Annotated in this window: 17 protein-coding genes, 4 tRNA genes and 2 riboswitches; of the genes, 16 read left to right on the forward strand and 5 right to left on the reverse strand. The window is 69.7% G+C overall.

Translation table 11 applies throughout. From position 1 onward, the window contains the following. The first annotated feature begins 40 nt into the window (after positions 1 to 40). From ACFWGD_RS09895 to ACFWGD_RS09920, 6 genes are all read left to right on the forward strand, one after another. Positions 41 to 116, forward strand: a tRNA-Glu gene (locus tag ACFWGD_RS09895). A gap of 28 nt (positions 117 to 144) precedes the next feature. Then, positions 145 to 221, forward strand: a tRNA-Asp gene (locus tag ACFWGD_RS09900). Positions 222 to 428: 207 nt separating this feature from the next. After that, positions 429 to 502 (forward strand) — tRNA-Asp (locus ACFWGD_RS09905). 25 nt (positions 503 to 527) lie between these two features. After that, positions 528 to 600, forward strand: a tRNA-Phe gene (locus ACFWGD_RS09910). 107 nt (positions 601 to 707) lie between these two features. Further along, positions 708 to 1,178: a hypothetical protein gene (locus ACFWGD_RS09915; protein WP_377778507.1), complete on the forward strand. Its 471-nt coding sequence runs from the start codon at positions 708 to 710 to the stop codon at positions 1,176 to 1,178. Positions 1,179 to 1,217: 39 nt separating this feature from the next. Next, complete coding sequence (locus tag ACFWGD_RS09920) at positions 1,218 to 1,532, forward strand: GNAT family N-acetyltransferase (protein WP_377778533.1); 315 nt, start codon at positions 1,218 to 1,220, stop codon at positions 1,530 to 1,532. A gap of 80 nt (positions 1,533 to 1,612) precedes the next feature. On the opposite strand, the gene epsC is transcribed toward ACFWGD_RS09920, so the two are convergent. Together epsC and cysK are read right to left on the reverse strand one after the other, a co-directional pair. Next, positions 1,613 to 2,206 (reverse strand): serine O-acetyltransferase EpsC, encoded by a 594-nt coding sequence (gene epsC, locus ACFWGD_RS09925; protein WP_377778508.1) that lies wholly within the window; start codon positions 2,204 to 2,206, stop codon positions 1,613 to 1,615. A 74-nt stretch (positions 2,207 to 2,280) separates the two neighbouring features. Further along, positions 2,281 to 3,213, reverse strand: coding sequence for a cysteine synthase A (gene cysK / locus ACFWGD_RS09930; RefSeq protein ID WP_377778509.1), 933 nt, complete (start codon positions 3,211 to 3,213; stop codon positions 2,281 to 2,283). A gap of 174 nt (positions 3,214 to 3,387) precedes the next feature. Then, positions 3,388 to 3,609, forward strand: a riboswitch (cobalamin riboswitch). 65 nt (positions 3,610 to 3,674) lie between these two features. Here cysK and ACFWGD_RS09935 point away from each other — a divergent pair. Genes ACFWGD_RS09935 through ACFWGD_RS09950 form a run of 4 tightly spaced genes read left to right on the forward strand, consistent with a single transcriptional unit; the run spans position 3,675 to position 6,295 of the window. Next, the gene (locus tag ACFWGD_RS09935) at positions 3,675 to 4,421 is read left to right on the forward strand and encodes an energy-coupling factor ABC transporter permease (protein WP_377778511.1); all 747 of its coding nucleotides are present in this window, start codon (positions 3,675 to 3,677) and stop codon (positions 4,419 to 4,421) included. Continuing rightward, the gene (locus ACFWGD_RS09940) at positions 4,418 to 4,762 is read left to right on the forward strand and encodes an energy-coupling factor ABC transporter substrate-binding protein (RefSeq protein ID WP_377778512.1); all 345 of its coding nucleotides are present in this window, start codon (positions 4,418 to 4,420) and stop codon (positions 4,760 to 4,762) included. Before ACFWGD_RS09935 ends, ACFWGD_RS09940 begins: the two co-directional genes overlap by 4 nt. Position 4,763: 1 nt before the next feature. Beyond that, positions 4,764 to 5,504: an energy-coupling factor transporter transmembrane component T family protein gene (locus tag ACFWGD_RS09945; RefSeq protein ID WP_377778513.1), complete on the forward strand. Its 741-nt coding sequence runs from the start codon at positions 4,764 to 4,766 to the stop codon at positions 5,502 to 5,504. Further along, complete coding sequence (locus ACFWGD_RS09950; protein WP_377778514.1) at positions 5,501 to 6,295, forward strand: energy-coupling factor ABC transporter ATP-binding protein; 795 nt, start codon at positions 5,501 to 5,503, stop codon at positions 6,293 to 6,295. Before ACFWGD_RS09945 ends, ACFWGD_RS09950 begins: the two co-directional genes overlap by 4 nt. A 6-nt stretch (positions 6,296 to 6,301) precedes the next feature. Here the strand turns inward: ACFWGD_RS09950 and metE are convergent, their stop codons facing one another. Then, positions 6,302 to 8,647, reverse strand: coding sequence for a 5-methyltetrahydropteroyltriglutamate--homocysteine S-methyltransferase (gene metE, locus ACFWGD_RS09955; protein ID WP_377778515.1), 2,346 nt, complete (start codon positions 8,645 to 8,647; stop codon positions 6,302 to 6,304). Positions 8,648 to 8,715: 68 nt separating this feature from the next. Next, a riboswitch (cobalamin riboswitch) is annotated at positions 8,716 to 8,934 on the reverse strand. A 264-nt stretch (positions 8,935 to 9,198) separates the two neighbouring features. Here metE and ACFWGD_RS09960 point away from each other — a divergent pair. The 5 genes from ACFWGD_RS09960 to ramA all read left to right on the forward strand — a co-directional run bounded on the left by ACFWGD_RS09960 (position 9,199) and on the right by ramA (position 14,755). Next, positions 9,199 to 10,719 carry a CoA-acylating methylmalonate-semialdehyde dehydrogenase gene (locus ACFWGD_RS09960; RefSeq protein ID WP_377778516.1) on the forward strand — a complete coding sequence of 507 codons (1,521 nt, stop codon included), beginning with the start codon at positions 9,199 to 9,201 and terminating at the stop codon, positions 10,717 to 10,719. Between the two features lie 48 nt (positions 10,720 to 10,767). Next, entirely contained in the window at positions 10,768 to 11,925 is a 1,158-nt protein-coding gene (locus ACFWGD_RS09965) for an acyl-CoA dehydrogenase family protein (RefSeq protein ID WP_377778517.1), read from the forward strand. Between the two features lie 49 nt (positions 11,926 to 11,974). Continuing rightward, complete coding sequence (mmsB, locus tag ACFWGD_RS09970) at positions 11,975 to 12,892, forward strand: 3-hydroxyisobutyrate dehydrogenase (protein WP_377778518.1); 918 nt, start codon at positions 11,975 to 11,977, stop codon at positions 12,890 to 12,892. An 8-nt stretch (positions 12,893 to 12,900) separates the two neighbouring features. Continuing rightward, positions 12,901 to 13,680: an enoyl-CoA hydratase gene (locus ACFWGD_RS09975; protein ID WP_377778519.1), complete on the forward strand. Its 780-nt coding sequence runs from the start codon at positions 12,901 to 12,903 to the stop codon at positions 13,678 to 13,680. A gap of 238 nt (positions 13,681 to 13,918) precedes the next feature. Further along, a complete protein-coding gene (gene ramA, locus ACFWGD_RS09980) occupies positions 13,919 to 14,755 on the forward strand; it encodes an acetate metabolism transcriptional regulator RamA (RefSeq protein ID WP_377778520.1) in 837 nt (278 codons plus the stop codon). Positions 14,756 to 14,835: 80 nt separating this feature from the next. On the opposite strand, the gene ACFWGD_RS09985 is transcribed toward ramA, so the two are convergent. After that, complete coding sequence (locus ACFWGD_RS09985; protein WP_377778521.1) at positions 14,836 to 15,432, reverse strand: cob(I)yrinic acid a,c-diamide adenosyltransferase; 597 nt, start codon at positions 15,430 to 15,432, stop codon at positions 14,836 to 14,838. A gap of 47 nt (positions 15,433 to 15,479) precedes the next feature. Between ACFWGD_RS09985 and murA the strand changes: the two genes are divergently transcribed. Continuing rightward, positions 15,480 to 16,742 carry a UDP-N-acetylglucosamine 1-carboxyvinyltransferase gene (gene murA / locus ACFWGD_RS09990; protein WP_377778522.1) on the forward strand — a complete coding sequence of 421 codons (1,263 nt, stop codon included), beginning with the start codon at positions 15,480 to 15,482 and terminating at the stop codon, positions 16,740 to 16,742. Between the two features lie 78 nt (positions 16,743 to 16,820). Here the strand turns inward: murA and ACFWGD_RS09995 are convergent. After that, positions 16,821 to 17,058, reverse strand: a 238-nt coding sequence (locus ACFWGD_RS09995; protein WP_377778523.1) for a hypothetical protein, incomplete at its 5' end; no start/stop codon positions are given.

Raw genomic sequence — 17,058 nt, forward strand, 5'->3', positions numbered from 1 at the left:
GTTGCCGCGGGGCACGACCCCGCGCTCAACGCGAAGACGAGCTCCCTTCGTCTAGCGGCCTAGGACACCGCCCTTTCAAGGCGGCAGCGCGGGTTCGAATCCCGTAGGGAGTACCACTCCCCGAATGGGAGCACAACAGAACATGGCCCTGTGGCGCAGTTGGTTAGCGCGCCGCCCTGTCACGGCGGAGGTCGCGGGTTCAAGTCCCGTCAGGGTCGCCATTTTCTGGCGAAGGCGGTCATCCACCATTGGTGGGTGGCCGCCTTTTTTTTGCTTTGCGACGGCCACCGTTTCCCCGCCAATCCCGCCCATTGCGGCGGCGTCCGCAAAATGTGCCGATTTGCGTCCTGAGCTGCGGATTTGTGCCGCCGTCAACGCGCTGTGTAGAGTAACATCTCGTGCACGGACAACGTTCGTGTGCGGCATAAGGCCCTGTGGCGCAGTTGGTTAGCGCGCCGCCCTGTCACGGCGGAGGTCGCGGGTTCAAGTCCCGTCAGGGTCGCCGACATTCCCCTCGGGGTTTGTTCGGCCAGATAGCTCAGTTGGTAGAGCGTCCGCCTGAAAAGTGGAAGGTCAGCGGTTCGACCCCGCTTCTGGCCACAATATGCCGATGAAAACCGGGGAGTCACCGAAAGGTGGCTCCCCGGTTTTCGTTATCCCGTCCTTATTCCCGCGGGGGAAAGGGCCCCTCGGTAAGGTCAATGCCCATGACTACCGAATACGCATCGGCGGGGACGATGTCCGGCGATGAGTCGCTGCCGTCGGTCATCCGACTGTTCCTGTTCACCGACGACGCCGGCCGGCAGGCCGCCGCGGACACGATCCGCGGTGCCCTCGAGGAGTTCGTCCCGGGCTCCGGCGCCACGGTCTACCAGGACGTCATGCCAGACGGGGAGCAGGGTTCCTCCATGCAGGACGAGTGGCGCGAGGCCAACCCCGGCGTCGAGGTGGGGGACCGGGCGCGCCAGCGCCTCACCGTCGTCGTCCCCGGCCTCTCCCATGCGGAGCTGGCCGACCTCTCCGGCCCCCTGGCCGACGTCGTCAGCCCCGGCTGGGGCACCGGCGTCGCCGCCGAGCGCGCCCACGGCGAAGGCTCCGTGCCCTGCCGCGTCGCCGTCGGCCGCGCCGACGAGCAGCCCGGCACGCCGCCGGTCGCCGTGGATCACCGCAGCGTCTGATAACTGCGGCGTCTGATAACTGCGGCGTCTGAACGTATCCTGTGGGAAAAGGCACCAACAGTAAGGAGCATGACCATGGCGCACACCATCGACCATGACGAGGCCGCCCACCGCTACGTCCTCGTCGTCGACGGCGAAGAGGCCGGCTTCGCGGCCTACGAGCCCGCCGAAGGCGCGCTCGACTTCAACCACACCGTCGTCCACGATCAGTTCCAGGGCCAGGGCCTGTCCAAGCCCCTGATCCAGGCCGCCCTCGACGACGTCCGCCTCAACGGCGGCAGCATCATCCCGACCTGCTCGGCCGTCGAGCGGTTCATCTCCAAGAACCCCGACTACGCCGACCTGGTGGCGTAAACGCCAAAACCGGCCCCCACGGCATGACTGCCGAGGGGGCCGGTTTTTCGTGCGCCGGGCCGTCGCAAAGCCCGGGACAGCTAAATGAAGTCGCCGTCGCCCTGCACGTACACCGCCGGATCGAGCAGCGGCTTGTGCTCCTCCGGCTGGCGGGCACGGGCCTTGCCCGGGATGCCCACGACGATGGAATCCGGCGGGCAATCGCGAGTGACCACCGAATTGGCGCCGATCGCCGACCCCGCGCCGATGACCACCGGGCCGAGCACCTTCGCGCCCGCGCCCACCGTCACGTTGTCCTCCAGCGTCGGGTGGCGCTTTACCTTGGCCAAGCTGCGGCCGCCCAGCGTCACGCCGTGGTACAGCATCACGCCATCGCCGATCTCCGCCGTCTCGCCGATGACCACGCCCATGCCGTGGTCGATGAAGAAACGGCGGCCGATGGTCGCGCCCGGGTGAATCTCGATGCCCGTGAGGAACCGCGCGAACTGCGCGACGATGCGCGCCAGGCCCTTCGCCGCCCCGCCCCGCTCCCACAGGGCATGGGCCGCGCGATGCGCCCAAATGGCGTGCAGGCCCGAATAGACCAGCGCATTCTCCACGTCGCCGCGGGCCGCGGGATCATGCTCGCGGGCGTTGTCCAGGTCCTCCTTGAGGAGCCTCAGGAACGAAGTCATGGTGACCAACTTTACATAGCGCACCGCCGGCGGCCCGGGGTGAGCGGAACGCCGGCGGCAGCGGTGGAACGGGACTAGTCGCGCAGGTCCTCGTAGAGGATGGAGGAGACGTAGCGCTCGCCGAAGTCCGGGATGATGACCACGATGGTCTTGCCCTCGGCCTCGGGGCGCGCGGCGACCTCGAGGGCGGCCTTGACGTTGGCGCCGGCCGAGATGCCGCCGAGGATGCCCTCCTTGGCGGCGAGCTCGCGGGAGACGCGGATGGCGTCGTCGTTGGTGGAGGTGATGACCTCGTCCAGCAGCTCCTGGTCGAGGACCTCGGGGATGAAGTTCGCGCCGATGCCCTGGATCTTGTGCGGGCCGGCCTTGCCCTCGGTCAGCAGCGGGGAGTCCGCCGGCTCGACGGCGACGAGCTTGACCTCCGGGTTGTGCTTCTTCAGCGTCCGGCCGGCGCCGGTGATGGTGCCGCCGGTGCCGATGCCGGCGACGAAGTAATCGACGTTGCCGTCGGTGTCGGCCCAGATCTCCTCGCCGGTGGTGGCCGCGTGGACCTCCGGGTTGGCCTTGTTGGCGAACTGCGAGGCGAGGATGGCGTTGTCGGTGTTCTCGACGATCTCGTTCGCCTTGTTCACCGCGCCCTTCATGCCCTCGGAGCCCGGGGTGAGCACCAGCTCGGCGCCGAAGGCGCGCAGCACGACGCGGCGCTCCTGGCTCATGGTGTCCGGCATGGTGAGGATGACCTTGTAACCGCGGGCCGCGCCGACCAGCGCCAGGGCGATGCCGGTGTTGCCCGACGTGCCCTCGACGATGGTGCCGCCCGGCTTGAGCTCGCCGGAGGCCTCCGCGGCGTCGATGATGGCCTTGCCGATGCGGTCCTTGACGCTGTTGGCCGGGTTGTAGAACTCCAGCTTCGCGACGACCGTGCCCGGCAGGCCCTCGGTGAGGCGGTTGAGCTTGACCAGCGGGGTGCCGCCGATGAGGTCGGTGATGTTGTCGTGGATGGTCATCCAGTCGGGTCCTTTCTCGTTTGCTTCGTCGGTCGGCGAGTCTACGCGGCGCCCCGCACTTTGTACAGACAGGTTCGTCTAGTTTGGGGCCGGGGGCACCTGGTCGCGGGGTGCGGTGGTGGGCGCGGTGCGGGCGGCGCGGGGTGTGGCGGCGGGGTGCGGCTGGGTGAAAACTGAAATAAGTCTTAGGATGGCCCCAGATCGTCGGTGGACGGGAACGCCCTGCAATTGGGCGGCGGCCCTCGCCACTGTGATCGGGGTGACCCCGTTCCGGCACATGCCACCGGATCACGCGCGGCCGATGGAAAGGGCGCGCGGGATCCGGGAAGGCGCCGGAGCGGACGGCGCGAGCCGGCCCCGTCAGCCAGGAGACCGGCCGGTGATCTGCCCCGGCGCCGTCCGCGCCGGGTGGCACTGTGCGCCGCCGCGAGGTGACGGGGGCGCGTGAGGATGAAAATTTCATGCATATCGCAGAGGGCTTTTTGCCCGTCGGCCATGCGGTGGGGTGGACGGTGGCCGCGGCCCCGTTCGTCGTCCACGGCGCGTGGCGCGTCAACAAGCTGCTCAAGGAGAAGCCCGGCACCGGCCTGCTCCTGGGCGCGGCCGGAGCGTTCGTGTTCGTGCTCTCGGCCCTGAAGATCCCGTCGGTGACCGGCTCGACGTCGCACCCGACCGGCACCGGCCTGGGCACCGTGCTGTTCAGGCCACCGGTGATGGCGGTGTTGGCCACCATCGTCCTGCTGTTCCAGGCGCTGCTGCTCGCCCACGGCGGCATCACGACGCTCGGCGCGAACGTGTTTTCCATGGGCATCGTCGGCCCGTGGGTCGCGTGGGGCGGCTACGTCCTGACCAGGCGCCTGGGCGGCGGATTGCTGCCGGCGGTCTTCGTCGCGGCGTTCCTGGCGGACCTGTCCACGTACGTGGTCACGGCCACCCAGCTGGCCCTGGCGCACCCGGCCGACCCGGGTGGATTCGGTGGCGCGCTGGCGACGTTCCTGTCGCTGTTCGCCATCACGCAGATCCCGCTGGCCGTCATCGAGGCGCTGCTGACGGTGCTGGTGGTCAAGGCCCTGCGCACGGTCGCGGAGAAGGAACTCTTCTCCCTGGGCGTGCTGAAGAAAAAGGAGCTTTCCGACGTCTCGATCGCCGGGGAAGTGGAGCCCGACGGGGAAGCCGCGCGGCCCGAGCAGAAGGAGGCCGTGCGATGAGCGCGCAGGTGAAGCGCTCCGGCGCGGGCGTGACCGTTGGGCTGATCGTGTTGGCGATCGTCATCGCGGTGTTCCCCATGTTCTTCAACTTCGCCGGCGACGTGGAGGAGCCCTTCGGCGGCGCCGACGGCGCGGCCACGGAGGTCATCGAGGAATCCAACCCGGACTACGAGCCGTGGTTCGAGCCGGTCATCGGCGAGCTGCCCGGCGAGGTGGAGTCCGGCATCTTCGCGCTGCAGGCGGGCTTGGGCGCCGGCGTGCTGGGCTACGCCCTGGGCTTCTACCGCGGCCGGGGCCGCGGCACCGGTAGCGACGAGGGCAAGAGGCGGGGGACCGCCTAGCGTGAATGCGCTGGAAGTGGCCGCGGCCGGGAGCCGGTGGGCGCGGCGCAACGTCGGGGACAAGGCGCTGCTCTGCGGTGGCCTGCTGGTGCTGGCCATTTCGCTGCCGCCGTGGCCGGCGGCCGCGCTGATCATCGCCGCTGTGTCGGCCTCGGCGGTCGTCGCGCGCGTGCCGGCCGGGCTTTTCCTCGCCCTGTGGGCGGCGCCGGCCGCGTTCGTCGCGGTCGGCATCCTGCCCCTGCTGTTCTCCATCACGCTGGACGGGGTGGTCTGGTCCCCGACGGGGCCGCAGCGGGCGGCGGAGGTCGTGGCGCGGGCGACGGCAGCGATCGGCTGCACGATGCTATTTACCGTGACCACCCCGCTGTCGGAGGTCCTCGCGTGGGCGGGCCGCTCCGGCATCCCGCGCACTCTGACGTATCTGGCCGAGCTCATCTACCGGATGGTCGGCACGTTGGCCGGCACCGCGGCGATGATGCACGAGGCCCAGGCCCAGCGCCTGGGGCATCTCACCCGCCGGGGCCTGCTCACGGGCGTCGCGGCGCAGTCGGCCAATCTGTTCGTCCTGTCCTTCCAGCGGGCCCGCCGGCTGGGGGAGGGCCTGGAGTTGCGCGCCGAGCCGGGCGCGGCCGACGTCCTGGTCCGCGATCGTCCCCGCGACGGCCGGTTCCTCGTCGCCGCCGCGGCGGTACTCATCACCGTCGTCGTCGCCACGGCTCTGGTCAGGGGGTGGCTGCCATGAGCATTCTCTCCGCACATGGCATCGGTTTCCGCCACCCCGGCGTGCAGGTGCTGTCCGGCGTCGACCTCGACGTCGTCGCCGGGGAGCGCCTGGCATTGTTGGGGGCCAACGGCTCGGGAAAGTCGACGTTGCTGCGCCTGCTGGCCGGCGCTATCCGGCCGACGTCCGGCCACCTGGAGTTCGACGGTTCGCCCTATTCCTACGGCCGCCGCGGCCGCAATCACCTGCGGCGGCGCGTGCAGTTGGTGCTGCAGGACCCGGACGATCAGCTCTTCGCCACTTCCGTGGCCGCCGACGTGTCCTATGGCCCCGTCAATCAGGGCTTGCCCGATGACGAGGTCCGCGCCCGCGTCGACGAGGCCATGGCCGCCGCCGAGGTCGCGGACCTCGCCGACCGCGTCCCCCACCAGCTGTCCTACGGGCAGCGCAAGCGGGTGGCGCTGGCCGGTGCGCTGGCCATGCGGCCCGACGTGCTGCTTCTCGACGAGCCCACCGCCGGCCTTGATCCGGCCGCAACCCGGAAGCTGCTGGCCACCCTCGTCGGGCTCCACGACCGCGGCGTGGCCGTGGTCATGGCGACCCACGACGTCGACGTCGCCTGGTCCTTCGCCGCCCGCGCCACCGTCCTGGTGGACGGGGGAGCGGTCACCGGCGACGCCGCCGACATGCTGCTCGATCCCGCACTGGCGGCCCGGGCCCGGCTGTCGCTGCCGTGGGCGCCGATGGTGGCCAAGGCGCTGGGCCGGGATCCCGCGAGCATCCGCGGGCCGGAGGACCTGCTCGGCGGGTAGCCGCCGCTACAGGGTGGCCCGCACCTTCCGCGCGGCCGTGACCAGCGCGCCCAGGGACGCCCGGGTCTCGGGCCAGCCGCGGGTCTTCAGCCCGCAGTCGGGCACCACCCACACCCGGTCGGGCCCGAGGACCCGGGCGGCGTGGCCGATGCGTTCGGCGACCTCGTCCACGCCGGGAACGCGCGGGGAGTGGATGTCCCACACACCGGGGCCCAGCGGCAGATCGAAGTCCGACGCGGCGATCGCGTCGACGAGGTCGAAGCCGGCGCGTGCCGCCTCGATCGTGGTCACGTCGGCGTCCATGTCCCGGATGAGATCGAGGATCGACGCGAAGTCCGAGTAGCACATGTGCGTGTGCAGTTGGGTGGAGTCGGCGAGGCCCCCGGTGGCGGTGCGGAAGGACTCGACCGACCACTCGGCGTACTCCGCACGGTCCTCGTCGCGCAGGGGCAGGAGTTCGCGGATCGCGGCTTCGTCCACCTGGATGACCTTGGCGCCGGCGGCCTCCAGATCCGCGCACTCGGCGCGGATGGCCAGCGCCACCTGGTGCGCCGTGTCGGCCAGCGGCTGATCATCGCGGACGAAGGACCAGGCCAGCATGGTCACCGGGCCGGTGAGCATGCCCTTGACGGGACGGTCCGTCATGTCCTGGGCGGCACGGAACCACCGCACCGTCATGGGCTGCGGGCGGGAGACGTCGCCGTGCAGGATCGGCGGGCGCACGCAGCGCGTGCCGTAGGACTGCACCCACGCATTCGACGTGCAGTGGAAGCCCTCGAGCTGCTCGGCGAAGTACTGGACCATGTCGTTGCGCTCCGGCTCGCCGTGGACGAGCACGTCCAGGCCCAGTTTCTCCTGCTCGGCGATGACGTGGACTATCTCGCGGACCATCGCGGTCTCGTACGAGCGTTCCGAGGATTCGCCCCGGTTGAACGCCGCGCGCGCGGCGCGGACCTCGGGGGTCTGCGGGAAAGAGCCGATGGTCGACGTCGGCAGTGGTGGCAGATCCAGCGACCGTCGCTGGGCCTCCCGGCGCAGCGGGAACGGGGAGCGATCGTGGACGCCGCCGTCCCGGCGGGGCACGTCGGCGGGGCCGTCGATGGAGTCCTCCGCGTCATCGGGTGCGGTGGCTGCGGTCACGGTGTCCGCGAGGATCCCATTGCGGCGGATCCGCTGGCCGCCCGGGTGATGCAGGGCGCGGGCCAGCGAGACGACCTCGATGATCTTCTCCTCGCCGAACGCCAGGCGGGCGCGCAGCTCGGGACGGTCCGCCAGCGACGGTTCCGCCGCCAGCGAATGTGGCACGTGGAGAAGCGAACATGACGTGGACACCGCCACCGGGTGCGACTGCGCGACCTCCGCGAGCGTGGCCAGAGCCCGGGCGCAATCCGTGCGCCACACGTTGCGGCCGTCGACGACGCCGGCGACGATCAGCGTCGATTCGGGCACCTCCGACAGGTCCGGCGCCGCCCCCGCCACGTAATCGACGCCGATGGCATCGACCCCCGTGCCCGCCAGGGCATCGACCGCCCGTTGGGCACCCGTGAAGTAGGTCTGGGCCAGCACCCGCAGCCCGCGCCCGTGCGCGTGGTCGACCAATCGGCGCCACTGCGCCGACACCCCGGCATCGCGCCGGGCGGGCAGATGATCGGTGTTGAGCGCGGGCTCGTCGAGCTGCACCCACGCCACGCCTTCGTCGGCAAGCGCATCGAGGACGGGCAGGTACGCGTCCACCAGCTCGGGCAGGCGGTCCAGCGGCTCGCCCGCGGCGCCGCCGGCCATCTTCGACAGGGCCAGGAACGTCGCCGGGCCGATGAGCACCGGGCGCGCCGGTACGTGGAGGCGCCGCGCCCGGCGCACCTGGGCCACCGGGAACGAGGGGTCCGGCGCGAAGGGCCGGCCGGGATCCAGTTCGGGCACCAGGTGGTGGTAGTTCGTGTCGAACCACTTGGTCATCTCCAGCGGAGGGGTGCCCTCCGCCCCGCGGGCCGCCGCGAAATAGCGGTCCAGCCACGCTGGCAGCAGCTCACCGGAGCCGGGCCCGGCCACGTGGTCGGGGATGGAGTCGACGCGGGCCGGCAGGGCGCCGACCATCGCGGCCGTGTCGAGCATCTGGTCATAGAAGGAAAAGGTGCCGGCGGGCACCGAATCCAGCCCGGTCGCCGCGGCGCGGGTGAGCCTGCGGTCGATCAGTTCGGCGGCGGTGCCGGCGAGTTCCGGCGCGGTCGCCGGGTCACACCAATAGGCCTCGACGGCCTTCTTCAATTCTCGGTGGGCACCGATGCGCGGGAATCCCGGCACGGTGGCAATGAACGGCGGGCGCGGGCCCGCCGGGGTCGCATGTGCGGTCATGGGGTGATCTCCTCGATCCTCGTCAAGAAAGACCGGGGCCGCCCGTGGGCGCCCTCGGTGGACCGGCCCGGATGAGCCGGTGCAACGGCAGGTATTCGGGCTCGCCGGCGTCCGCCCGATCGGGCGGGGGCCTACCGGCCGTCGCTTCCCGGGGAAACCCCAGTGCCTGTGACGGCTTTCGTTCCGGCATACCGCTGCGGGACAGCTCCGGATTCTCACCGGATTCCCTCTTGCGTCCGACTCCCCGCGACGCTCGCGGGGGCGGAACCTGTTGCGTGGCTCACCATAGGGGAGAATTCGCAAAATGGAAACTTGCTCAGCGAAGCGTGCCCACGTGACCGTCGTAAAGCGAGGTGGGGAATGGTGTTCGCGTGCGTCAAGCTGGGGCGCGAAGAGTTAACACTGGCTTCGCAAAATTAGCGAGCGGGTGATCTCCGTGGAGTAGTTTTGCCCCCGGGTAGATTTCGTGACTCCCGTCACATACGTTCTCAGTTAGTGACCATTAACCGAAACGCGACGGGCGCACGCCCGCGACGAAGGGAACACCTGGCATGAGCATCCGCATCCCCCACATCATCGGCGGCGAAGAAGTCCACGCCGACGGCGACGTCATGGACGTCACCATCCCCTCGACCGGCGCCGTGCGCGGCACCGTCGGGCTCGCCGACCGCGCGCTCGTCGACCGCGCCGTGGCCAACGCCAAGGAGGCGCAGAAGCAGTGGGGCGCGTTCAGCCCGCTCAAGCGCACCCGCGTGCTCAACGAATGGATCCGCCTGATCCGCGCCAACGCCGACGACATCGCCCGAGACCTGTCGCTCGAGCACGGCAAAACCTTCCCCGACGCCCACGGCGACCTGCAGCGCGGCCTCGAGGTCGTCGAATTCTCCCTCGGCGCCCCGCACCTGCTCAAGGGCGAATTCTCCGAGTCTGTCGGCACCGGCGTCGACGTGCATTCCGTCCGCCAGCCGCTCGGCGTCGTCGCCGGCATCACCCCATTCAACTTCCCCGCCATGATCCCGCTGTGGAAGGCCGGGCCCGCGCTGGCCGCCGGCAACGCGTTCATTCTCAAGCCCTCCGAGCAGGACCCGTCCGTGCCGGTCACCCTGGCCAAGCTGTTCCTCGAGGCCGGCGGCCCGCCCGGCGTGCTCAACGTCGTCCACGGCGCCCATGACGCCGTCAACGGCCTGCTCGAGCACCCCGACGTCAAGGCCATCGGCTTCGTCGGCTCCACGCCCGTCGCCGAGCACGTCTACGTCACCGCCGCGAAGCTGGGCAAGCGCGCCCAGTGCTTCGGCGGCGCCAAGAACCACATGATCGTCATGCCCGACGCCGACCTCGACCGCGTCGTCGACGCCCTCATCGGCGCCGCGTACGGCTCCGCCGGCGAGCGCTGCATGGCCATCTCGGTGGCCGTGCCGATCGGTGACGAGGTCGCCGACGCCCTGCGCGACGCGCTGGTCGAGCGCATCAACGAGCTCAAGGTCGGCCACTCGCTCGACCCCGACGCCTCCTATGGCCCGCTGATCACCCCGCAGGCGCTCGAGCGCGTCCGCGACATCGTCGGCTCCGCCGAGGGCGAGGGCGCGACCCTGGTCATCGACGGCCGCGACTCCGGGGCCACCGACGACGAGTTCGAGGGGGAGTCGCTCGCCGACGGCCTGTTCATCGGCCCGTCGCTCATCGACGACGTGAAGCCGGGGATGCGCTGCTACGACGAGGAGATCTTCGGCCCGGTCCTGTGCATCGCCCGCGCCGCCGACTACGAGGAGGCCCTGGCCCTGCCCAACGACCACGAGTACGGCAACGGCGTGGCCATCTACACCCGCGACGGCGACGCCGCCCGCGACTTCGCCTCCCGCGTCGAGGTCGGCATGGTCGGCGTCAACGTGCCGATCCCCGTCCCGGTGGCCTTCCACACCTTCGGCGGCTGGAAGCGCTCCGGCTTCGGCGACCTCAACCAGCACGGCCCGGACGCCTTCCGCTTCTACACCCGCACCAAGACCATCACCACCACGTGGCCGAAGGGCCCGCGCGAGGGTGCGTCGTTCAACATGCCGATCCTCGGCTCCTAGCCGCCGGCCGACGCCCGCAGGAACCGAAGGAAGAGCAGGAAGAAGCCCATGACCTGGATCACCGAAGACCAGAAGATGCTCGCGGACACCATCGACGCGTACGTGGCCAAGCACATCGCCCCGAATGCCGCCGAGTGGGACGCGACCCACCATTTCCCCGTCGACGAGATGCGCGGGCTCGCCGAACTCGGCGTCGGCGCCCTGTACTGCTCCGAAGACCACGGCGGAACGGGCCTGACCCGCTCCGATGGCGTCGTGGTGTTCAACCGCATCGCCCGCGGCTGCCCGGTGACCTCGGCGTTTTTGTCCATCCACAACATGGTCACGTGGATGGTCGACGAGTTCGGCACGGAGTCGCAGCGCGCGGAGTTCATCCCGAAGCTCGCGGCGATGGAGATCATGGGCTCCTACTGCCTCACCGAGCCCGACGCCGGTTCGGACGCCGCGGCGCTGTCCACCCGGGCGGTCAAGGACGGCGACGAGTGGGTGCTCGACGGCGTCAAGCAGTTCATTTCCGGCGCCGGTGCCTCGGACGTCTATCTGGTCATGGCCCGCACGGGCGCGGAGGGCGCCAAGGGCATCTCCGCGTTCCTGGTGGACAAAGGCACCCCGGGCCTGTCCTTCGGCCCGAACGAGAAGAAGATGGGCTGGCGCAACCAGCCGACGGCGCAGGTCATGTTCGACGGCGTGCGCGTGCCGGCCGACCGCCTCATCGGCGGCGAGGAGGGCCTGGGCAAGGGCTTCACCATGGCCATGCGCGGCCTCAACGGCGGCCGCATCAACATCGCGGCGTGCGCGCTGGGCGGCGCGGAGTTCGCCTTCGGCCGCGCGGTGTCCTACCTGAAGGACCGCAAGGCCTTCGGCGGCACGCTCATCGACAATGACGCGCTGCGCCACCGCATCGCCGACATGGCCGCGGGCCTGCAGTCGTCGCGCCTCATGCTCTCCCACGCCGCCGACGCCCTCGACGCCAAGTCGCCCGGGTACCCGGAGGCCTGCGCGATGGCGAAGCTGCACGTCACGGAGACCTGCTTCCACATCGCCGACGAGGCCCTGCAGCTCCACGGCGGCTACGGCTACCTGGAGGAGTACGACGTCGAGCGCATCGTCCGCGACCTGCGCGTCATGCGCATCCTCGAGGGCACCAACGAGATCATGCGCATGATGATCGGCCGCGCCGCCGCCAAGGGCGCGCTGGCCTTCTAGTTTTCTGCTTTACGACGACCCACCCCACCATCGAGGAGCGAGAATCCAGATGAGCACCACCGACATCCGCACCGTGGCCGTCATCGGCCTGGGCAACATGGGCGGCCCGATGGCCGCGAACCTGGCCAAGGCCGGGCTGACCGTCCACGGCTCCGACCCGTCGCCGGAAGCGCGCCAGACCGCCGCCGATGCCGGCGTCACCGTCCACGAATCCGCCGTCGACGCGGTGACCGCCGCCGACGCCGTGGTGACGATGCTGCCCAACGGGACAATCGTCGGCGCGGTCTACGACGAGCTGCTGCCCGCCTCGCCCGGCGGCGCGCTGTTCATCGACTCGTCCACCATCGCCGTCGACGATGCCCGCGAGCTGTCCGCCCGTGTCGCCGCGGCGGGCCACCGCCACGTCGACGCCCCGGTGTCCGGCGGCGTCGCCGGAGCCGCGGCCGGCACGCTGGCCTTCATGGTCGGCGGCGATGCCTCCGACGTCGAGCGCGCCCGCCCGGTGCTCGAGCACATGGGCCGGTCCATCGTCCACTGCGGCGACTCGGGCGCCGGCCAGGCCGCGAAGGTCTGCAACAACATGGTGCTGGCCATCGAGCAGATCGCCATCGGCGAGGCGATGGTCCTCGGCGAGAAGCTGGGCCTGGCCCCGGAGGCGTTCCACGAGGTCGTGTCCAATTCCACCGGCGCCTGCTGGTCGCTGACGGTCAATTGCCCGGTGCCCGGCCCGGTGCCCACGTCGCCGGCGAACAACGGATTCAAGCCCGGCTTCGCCACCGCGCTGATGGACAAGGACCTCGGCCTGGCCGAGCACGCCCTGGACACCGCCGGCACCTCCGCGCCGATGGGCCGCCTGGCGCGGGACCTGTACTCGCGATTCCTGGCGGACGGCAACGGGGGCCTGGACTTCTCTGCCATCATTGAACAGACCCGGGCCGATGGCGCGGCCTCCGACGAAAGGAACTAGAAGAACCCATGTCCGAAGGCACCTACGAGACCATCCTCACCTCCGTCGAGGGGCGCGTGGCCACGATCACGCTCAACCGCCCCAAGGCGCTCAACGCCCTGAACACGACGGTCATGAAGGAGCTCGCCGACGCCGTCGAGGGCTTCGACCGCGACCGCGGCATCGGCGCCATCGTCATCATCGGCTCCGAGAAGGCCTTCGCCGCCGGCGCCGACATCAAGGAAATGAAGGACCTGTCGTACAAGGACGCGTACCTGGACGACCTCTTCTCCGGCTGGGACCGCCTGTCGCGCGTGCGCACTCCGATCATCTCCGCCGTTTCCGGCTACGCCCTGGGCGGCGGCTGTGAGCTGGCGATGATGGGCGACATCATCCTCGCCGCGGACAACGCCAAGTTCGGCCAGCCCGAGATCACCCTGGGCGTCATCCCCGGCATGGGCGGTTCGCAGCGGCTGACCAAGGCCGTCGGCAAGTACAAGGCCATGGACCTGGTGCTCACCGGCCGCCAGATGGGCGCGGAGGAGGCCGAGCGCGCGGGCCTGGTCTCGCGGATCCTGCCGCTGGAGGGCTTCGCCGACGAGGTCGCCGCGATCGCGAAGACGGTCGCCGAGATGCCGCTGACCGCCTCCTACATCGCCACCGACGCCGTCGACCGCGCCCAGGAGACCACGTTGGCCGAGGGCATCCACTACGAGCGCCGCGTGTTCTACTCGCTGTTCGCCACCGCCGACAAGCAGGAGGGCATGAGCGCCTTCGCGGAGAAGCGCAAGCCCGAGTGGGAGCGCTGAGCCCCTCCCGCCCCCGGAGCCTGCGCCGGGGGTGGGAATCGCGTGCGGAGCGACGGATATCCGTGATTTAGATGAAGATATTACCGATTCGCGGGGGTGGGGGATCCGTGAAAATGTGAGTATCGCCTCAATGCAGGGGCACCCTTTTGGAGGGTATAGTTTCCGTTGTACGGAAACGCGCCCCCCGCTCGGGGTCACCTGGCGGCGGCGCGCAGGCAGGGCAGCAGGAGGCAGGTTCATGGATCCCAACCGAATTCTGGACGACGACGAAGTGATCAAGTCGTCCCTGGTCACCCTCAAGAACGCGACGGGGATCCCGGTGACCATGTACGCCGAGGTGATCGACGGCGGAAAGATGCAGATCAGCCATTGGGTGGGGCTGCGCACGCCGGCGATGCACAATCTCGTCATCGAGTCGGGTGCGGGCGTCGGCGGCAGGGTGATGTCGACCAGGCGCCCGGTGGGTGTCAGCGATTACCTCCGCGCGAAGGTGATTTCGCACGAGTACGACCAGAACATCAAGGACGAGGGCCTGCATTCGCTCGTCGCGGTGCCGGTCATCGTCGCCCGCCAGGTGCGCGGCGTGCTCTACGCCGGCGTGCATTCGTCGGTGCGGTTGGGGGACAAGGTGCTGGAGGAGGTCACCATGACCGCCCGGTGCCTCGAGCAGGATCTGTCGGTGGCCGACGCCTGCCGCAATCTGGACCGCGCGTCCGGCGGCAAGGGCGGGCGGGTGATGAACGGCGCCGAGTGGGAGCAGGTCCGTTCCACCCATTCGAAGCTGCGCATGCTGGCCAACCGCGTCGACGACGACAAGCTGCGCCAGGAGCTCGAGGAGCTTTGCGACCAGATGGTCACGCCCGTGCGCGTGAAGCAGACGACCAAGCTGTCGGCCCGCGAGCTCGACGTCCTGGCCTGCGTCGCGCTGGGCCACACCAACGTCGAGGCGGCGGAGGAGATGGGCATCGGCGCCGAGACCGTCAAGTCCTACCTGCGGTCGGTGATGCGCAAGCTCGGCGCGCACACCCGCTACGAGGCGGTCAACGCCGCCCGCCGCATCGGGGCGCTTCCCTGACGGCCGTTTTCCGGCACAACTTCCTTGCTTGACGACGGATCGGCGTGAGCGCCGGTTCGTCGTCAAGCTCTTTTCATGCCCTAGGAACCGCCGACCTTGTCGGGGCCGCGCTCGCCGCCGGGGACCCACAGGACGTCATCGCCGTCGTTGGCCACGCGCGAGAGAATGAACAGCAGGTCGGACAGGCGGTTGAGGTACTTCGCGGGCCAGGACGACGTGGTGTCCGGGAACTCGCGGACCGCGGTCCAGGCCTTGCGCTCCGCGCGGCGGGCGACCACGCGCGCGGAATGGAGCAGCGCACCCGCCTTCGTGCCGCCCGGGAGGATGAACGACTTCAGCGACGGCAGATCCTCGTTGAACGAATCGCACCACTGCTCCAGGCGCGTGACGTACTCCTCCGTGATGCGCAGCGGCGGGTACTTCGGGTTCTCCTCGATCGGCGTGGCCAGGTCGGCGCCGGCGTCGAAAAGGTCGTTCTGGATGTGGCGCAGCACCGCGGCGATCTCCTCCGACGGCTCGCCGAGGACCAGGACCTGGCCGAGGACGGCATTGGCCTCGTCGCAATCGGCGTACGCCTCCAGGCGCGGATCATCCTTGGGCACGCGGCTGAAATCCGACAGGCCGGTGGTGCCGTCGTCGCCGGTGCGGGTGTAAATGCGGGTCAAGTTAACGGACATGTCCCCACTCTAGGCAGGGGCGGGGGAAATGTGGTTTCGTTGGTGCCGTGGCGAATGAACGATTCCTGGTCAAGGGCGGCGCGCGGCTGAGCGGGCAGGTCCGCGTATCCGGCGCGAAAAACTCCGTGCTCAAGCTCATGGGTGCCGCGCTGCTGGCCGAAGGCACGACGGTGCTGACCAACTGCCCGGCCATCGACGACGTGCCGCTGATGCAGAACGTCCTCGAGGGGCTGGGGTGCACCGTCGAGCGCGACGGCGACGTCGTGCGCATCGACACCCCCGCGGAGCTGTCGCCGAAGGCCGACTTCGACGCCGTGCGGCAGTTCCGCGCTTCCGTGTGCGTGCTCGGGCCCCTGACCGCGCGGTGCCGCCAGGCCGTCGTTGCACTGCCCGGCGGCGACGCGATCGGGTCGCGGCCGCTGGACATGCACCAGTCCGGCCTGGAAAAGCTCGGCGCGCGGACCTACATCAACCACGGCTGCGTGGTCGCCGAGGCCGAGAGCCTGCATGGCGCGCACATCAAGCTCGACTTCCCGTCCGTCGGCGCGACGGAGAACATCCTCACCGCCGCCGTGCTGGCCGACGGCCGCACCGTGCTGGACAACGCCGCCCGCGAACCCGAGATCGTCGACCTGTGCGACATGCTCGTGGCCATGGGCGCCCGGATCGAGGGCGCGGGGTCCAACACCATCACCGTCGATGGCGTGGACAAGCTCGAGCCGACCACCCACGCAGTGGTCGGCGACCGCATCGTCGCCGGCACCTGGGCGTATGCGGCGGCGATGACCGGCGGCGACGTCACCGTCGGCGGCATCAGCCCCAGCCACCTGCACCTTCCGCTGCAGAAGCTGAAGAACGCCGGCGCCCACGTGGAGACGTACGGCAGCGGCTTCCGCGTGCGCATGGAGGGCCGCGCGAAGGCGGTGAACTACCAGACCCTGCCGTTCCCGGGATTCCCCACCGACCTGCAGCCCATGGCCATCGCGCTGGCGACGGTCAGCGAGGGCGTCAGCGTGCTCACCGAGAACGTCTTCGAGTCGCGGTTCCGCTTCGTCGACGAGATGATCCGCCTCAACGCCGACGCCACCGTCGACGGCCACCACGTGATGATCCGCGGCAAGGAGCGCCTGAGCTCCGCCCCGGTGTGGTCCTCCGACATCCGCGCCGGCGCGGGCCTGGTGCTCGCCGGCCTGTGCACCGAGCCCGGTGACGTCACCGAGGTCCACGAGGTGTTCCACATCGACCGCGGGTACCCGGAGTTCGTGGAGACCCTCAACGCGCTCGGCGCCGACGTCGAGCGCGTTCGGTAGGGGAGCGGGCCCGCGCCGTTTTACGGCGTGACGTGGCGTTTTGCGTTCGCGAACGGCCCGTGTGTAATGTTCTGGGAGTCAGCGAGGCCGACGCCGCAAGGCGGAACGGAAGCTGGCTGGGGGAAGAGCCACAAACAATCTGGCCGACACCGTTTGCGCGGTGGAGATCGGATGTGCTAAGTTCTTCTCTTGCTGCTCAACGCGGTCGGGCAAGGTCCGGTTGGCGAGAGTGTGCGTGTGTTTTTTGAGAACTCGATAGTGTGCCGATGTACTATTTTTTGTGTTGATTTTGGTGAGTGCCAGGAGTTTCTGGTTG

The organism is Corynebacterium sp. NPDC060344 (assembly GCF_042725215.1).
Lineage (GTDB): Bacteria > Actinomycetota > Actinomycetes > Mycobacteriales > Mycobacteriaceae > Corynebacterium.

Excerpts from the sequence above, each read along its gene's own strand:
- ACFWGD_RS09915 (WP_377778507.1), top strand. The coding sequence starts at position 708 with ATGACTACCGAATACGCATCGGCGGGGACGATGTCCGGCGATGAGTCG.
- epsC (WP_377778508.1), bottom strand. The coding sequence starts at position 2,206 with ATGACTTCGTTCCTGAGGCTCCTCAAGGAGGACCTGGACAACGCCCGC.
- cysK (WP_377778509.1), bottom strand. The coding sequence starts at position 3,213 with ATGACCATCCACGACAACATCACCGACCTCATCGGCGGCACCCCGCTG.
- ACFWGD_RS09935 (WP_377778511.1), top strand. The coding sequence starts at position 3,675 with ATGCATATCGCAGAGGGCTTTTTGCCCGTCGGCCATGCGGTGGGGTGG.
- ACFWGD_RS09940 (WP_377778512.1), top strand. The coding sequence starts at position 4,418 with ATGAGCGCGCAGGTGAAGCGCTCCGGCGCGGGCGTGACCGTTGGGCTG.
- ACFWGD_RS09950 (WP_377778514.1), top strand. The coding sequence starts at position 5,501 with ATGAGCATTCTCTCCGCACATGGCATCGGTTTCCGCCACCCCGGCGTG.
- metE (WP_377778515.1), bottom strand. The coding sequence starts at position 8,647 with ATGACCGCACATGCGACCCCGGCGGGCCCGCGCCCGCCGTTCATTGCC.
- ACFWGD_RS09960 (WP_377778516.1), top strand. The coding sequence starts at position 9,199 with ATGAGCATCCGCATCCCCCACATCATCGGCGGCGAAGAAGTCCACGCC.
- ACFWGD_RS09965 (WP_377778517.1), top strand. The coding sequence starts at position 10,768 with ATGACCTGGATCACCGAAGACCAGAAGATGCTCGCGGACACCATCGAC.
- mmsB (WP_377778518.1), top strand. The coding sequence starts at position 11,975 with ATGAGCACCACCGACATCCGCACCGTGGCCGTCATCGGCCTGGGCAAC.
- ACFWGD_RS09975 (WP_377778519.1), top strand. The coding sequence starts at position 12,901 with ATGTCCGAAGGCACCTACGAGACCATCCTCACCTCCGTCGAGGGGCGC.
- ramA (WP_377778520.1), top strand. The coding sequence starts at position 13,919 with ATGGATCCCAACCGAATTCTGGACGACGACGAAGTGATCAAGTCGTCC.
- ACFWGD_RS09985 (WP_377778521.1), bottom strand. The coding sequence starts at position 15,432 with ATGTCCGTTAACTTGACCCGCATTTACACCCGCACCGGCGACGACGGC.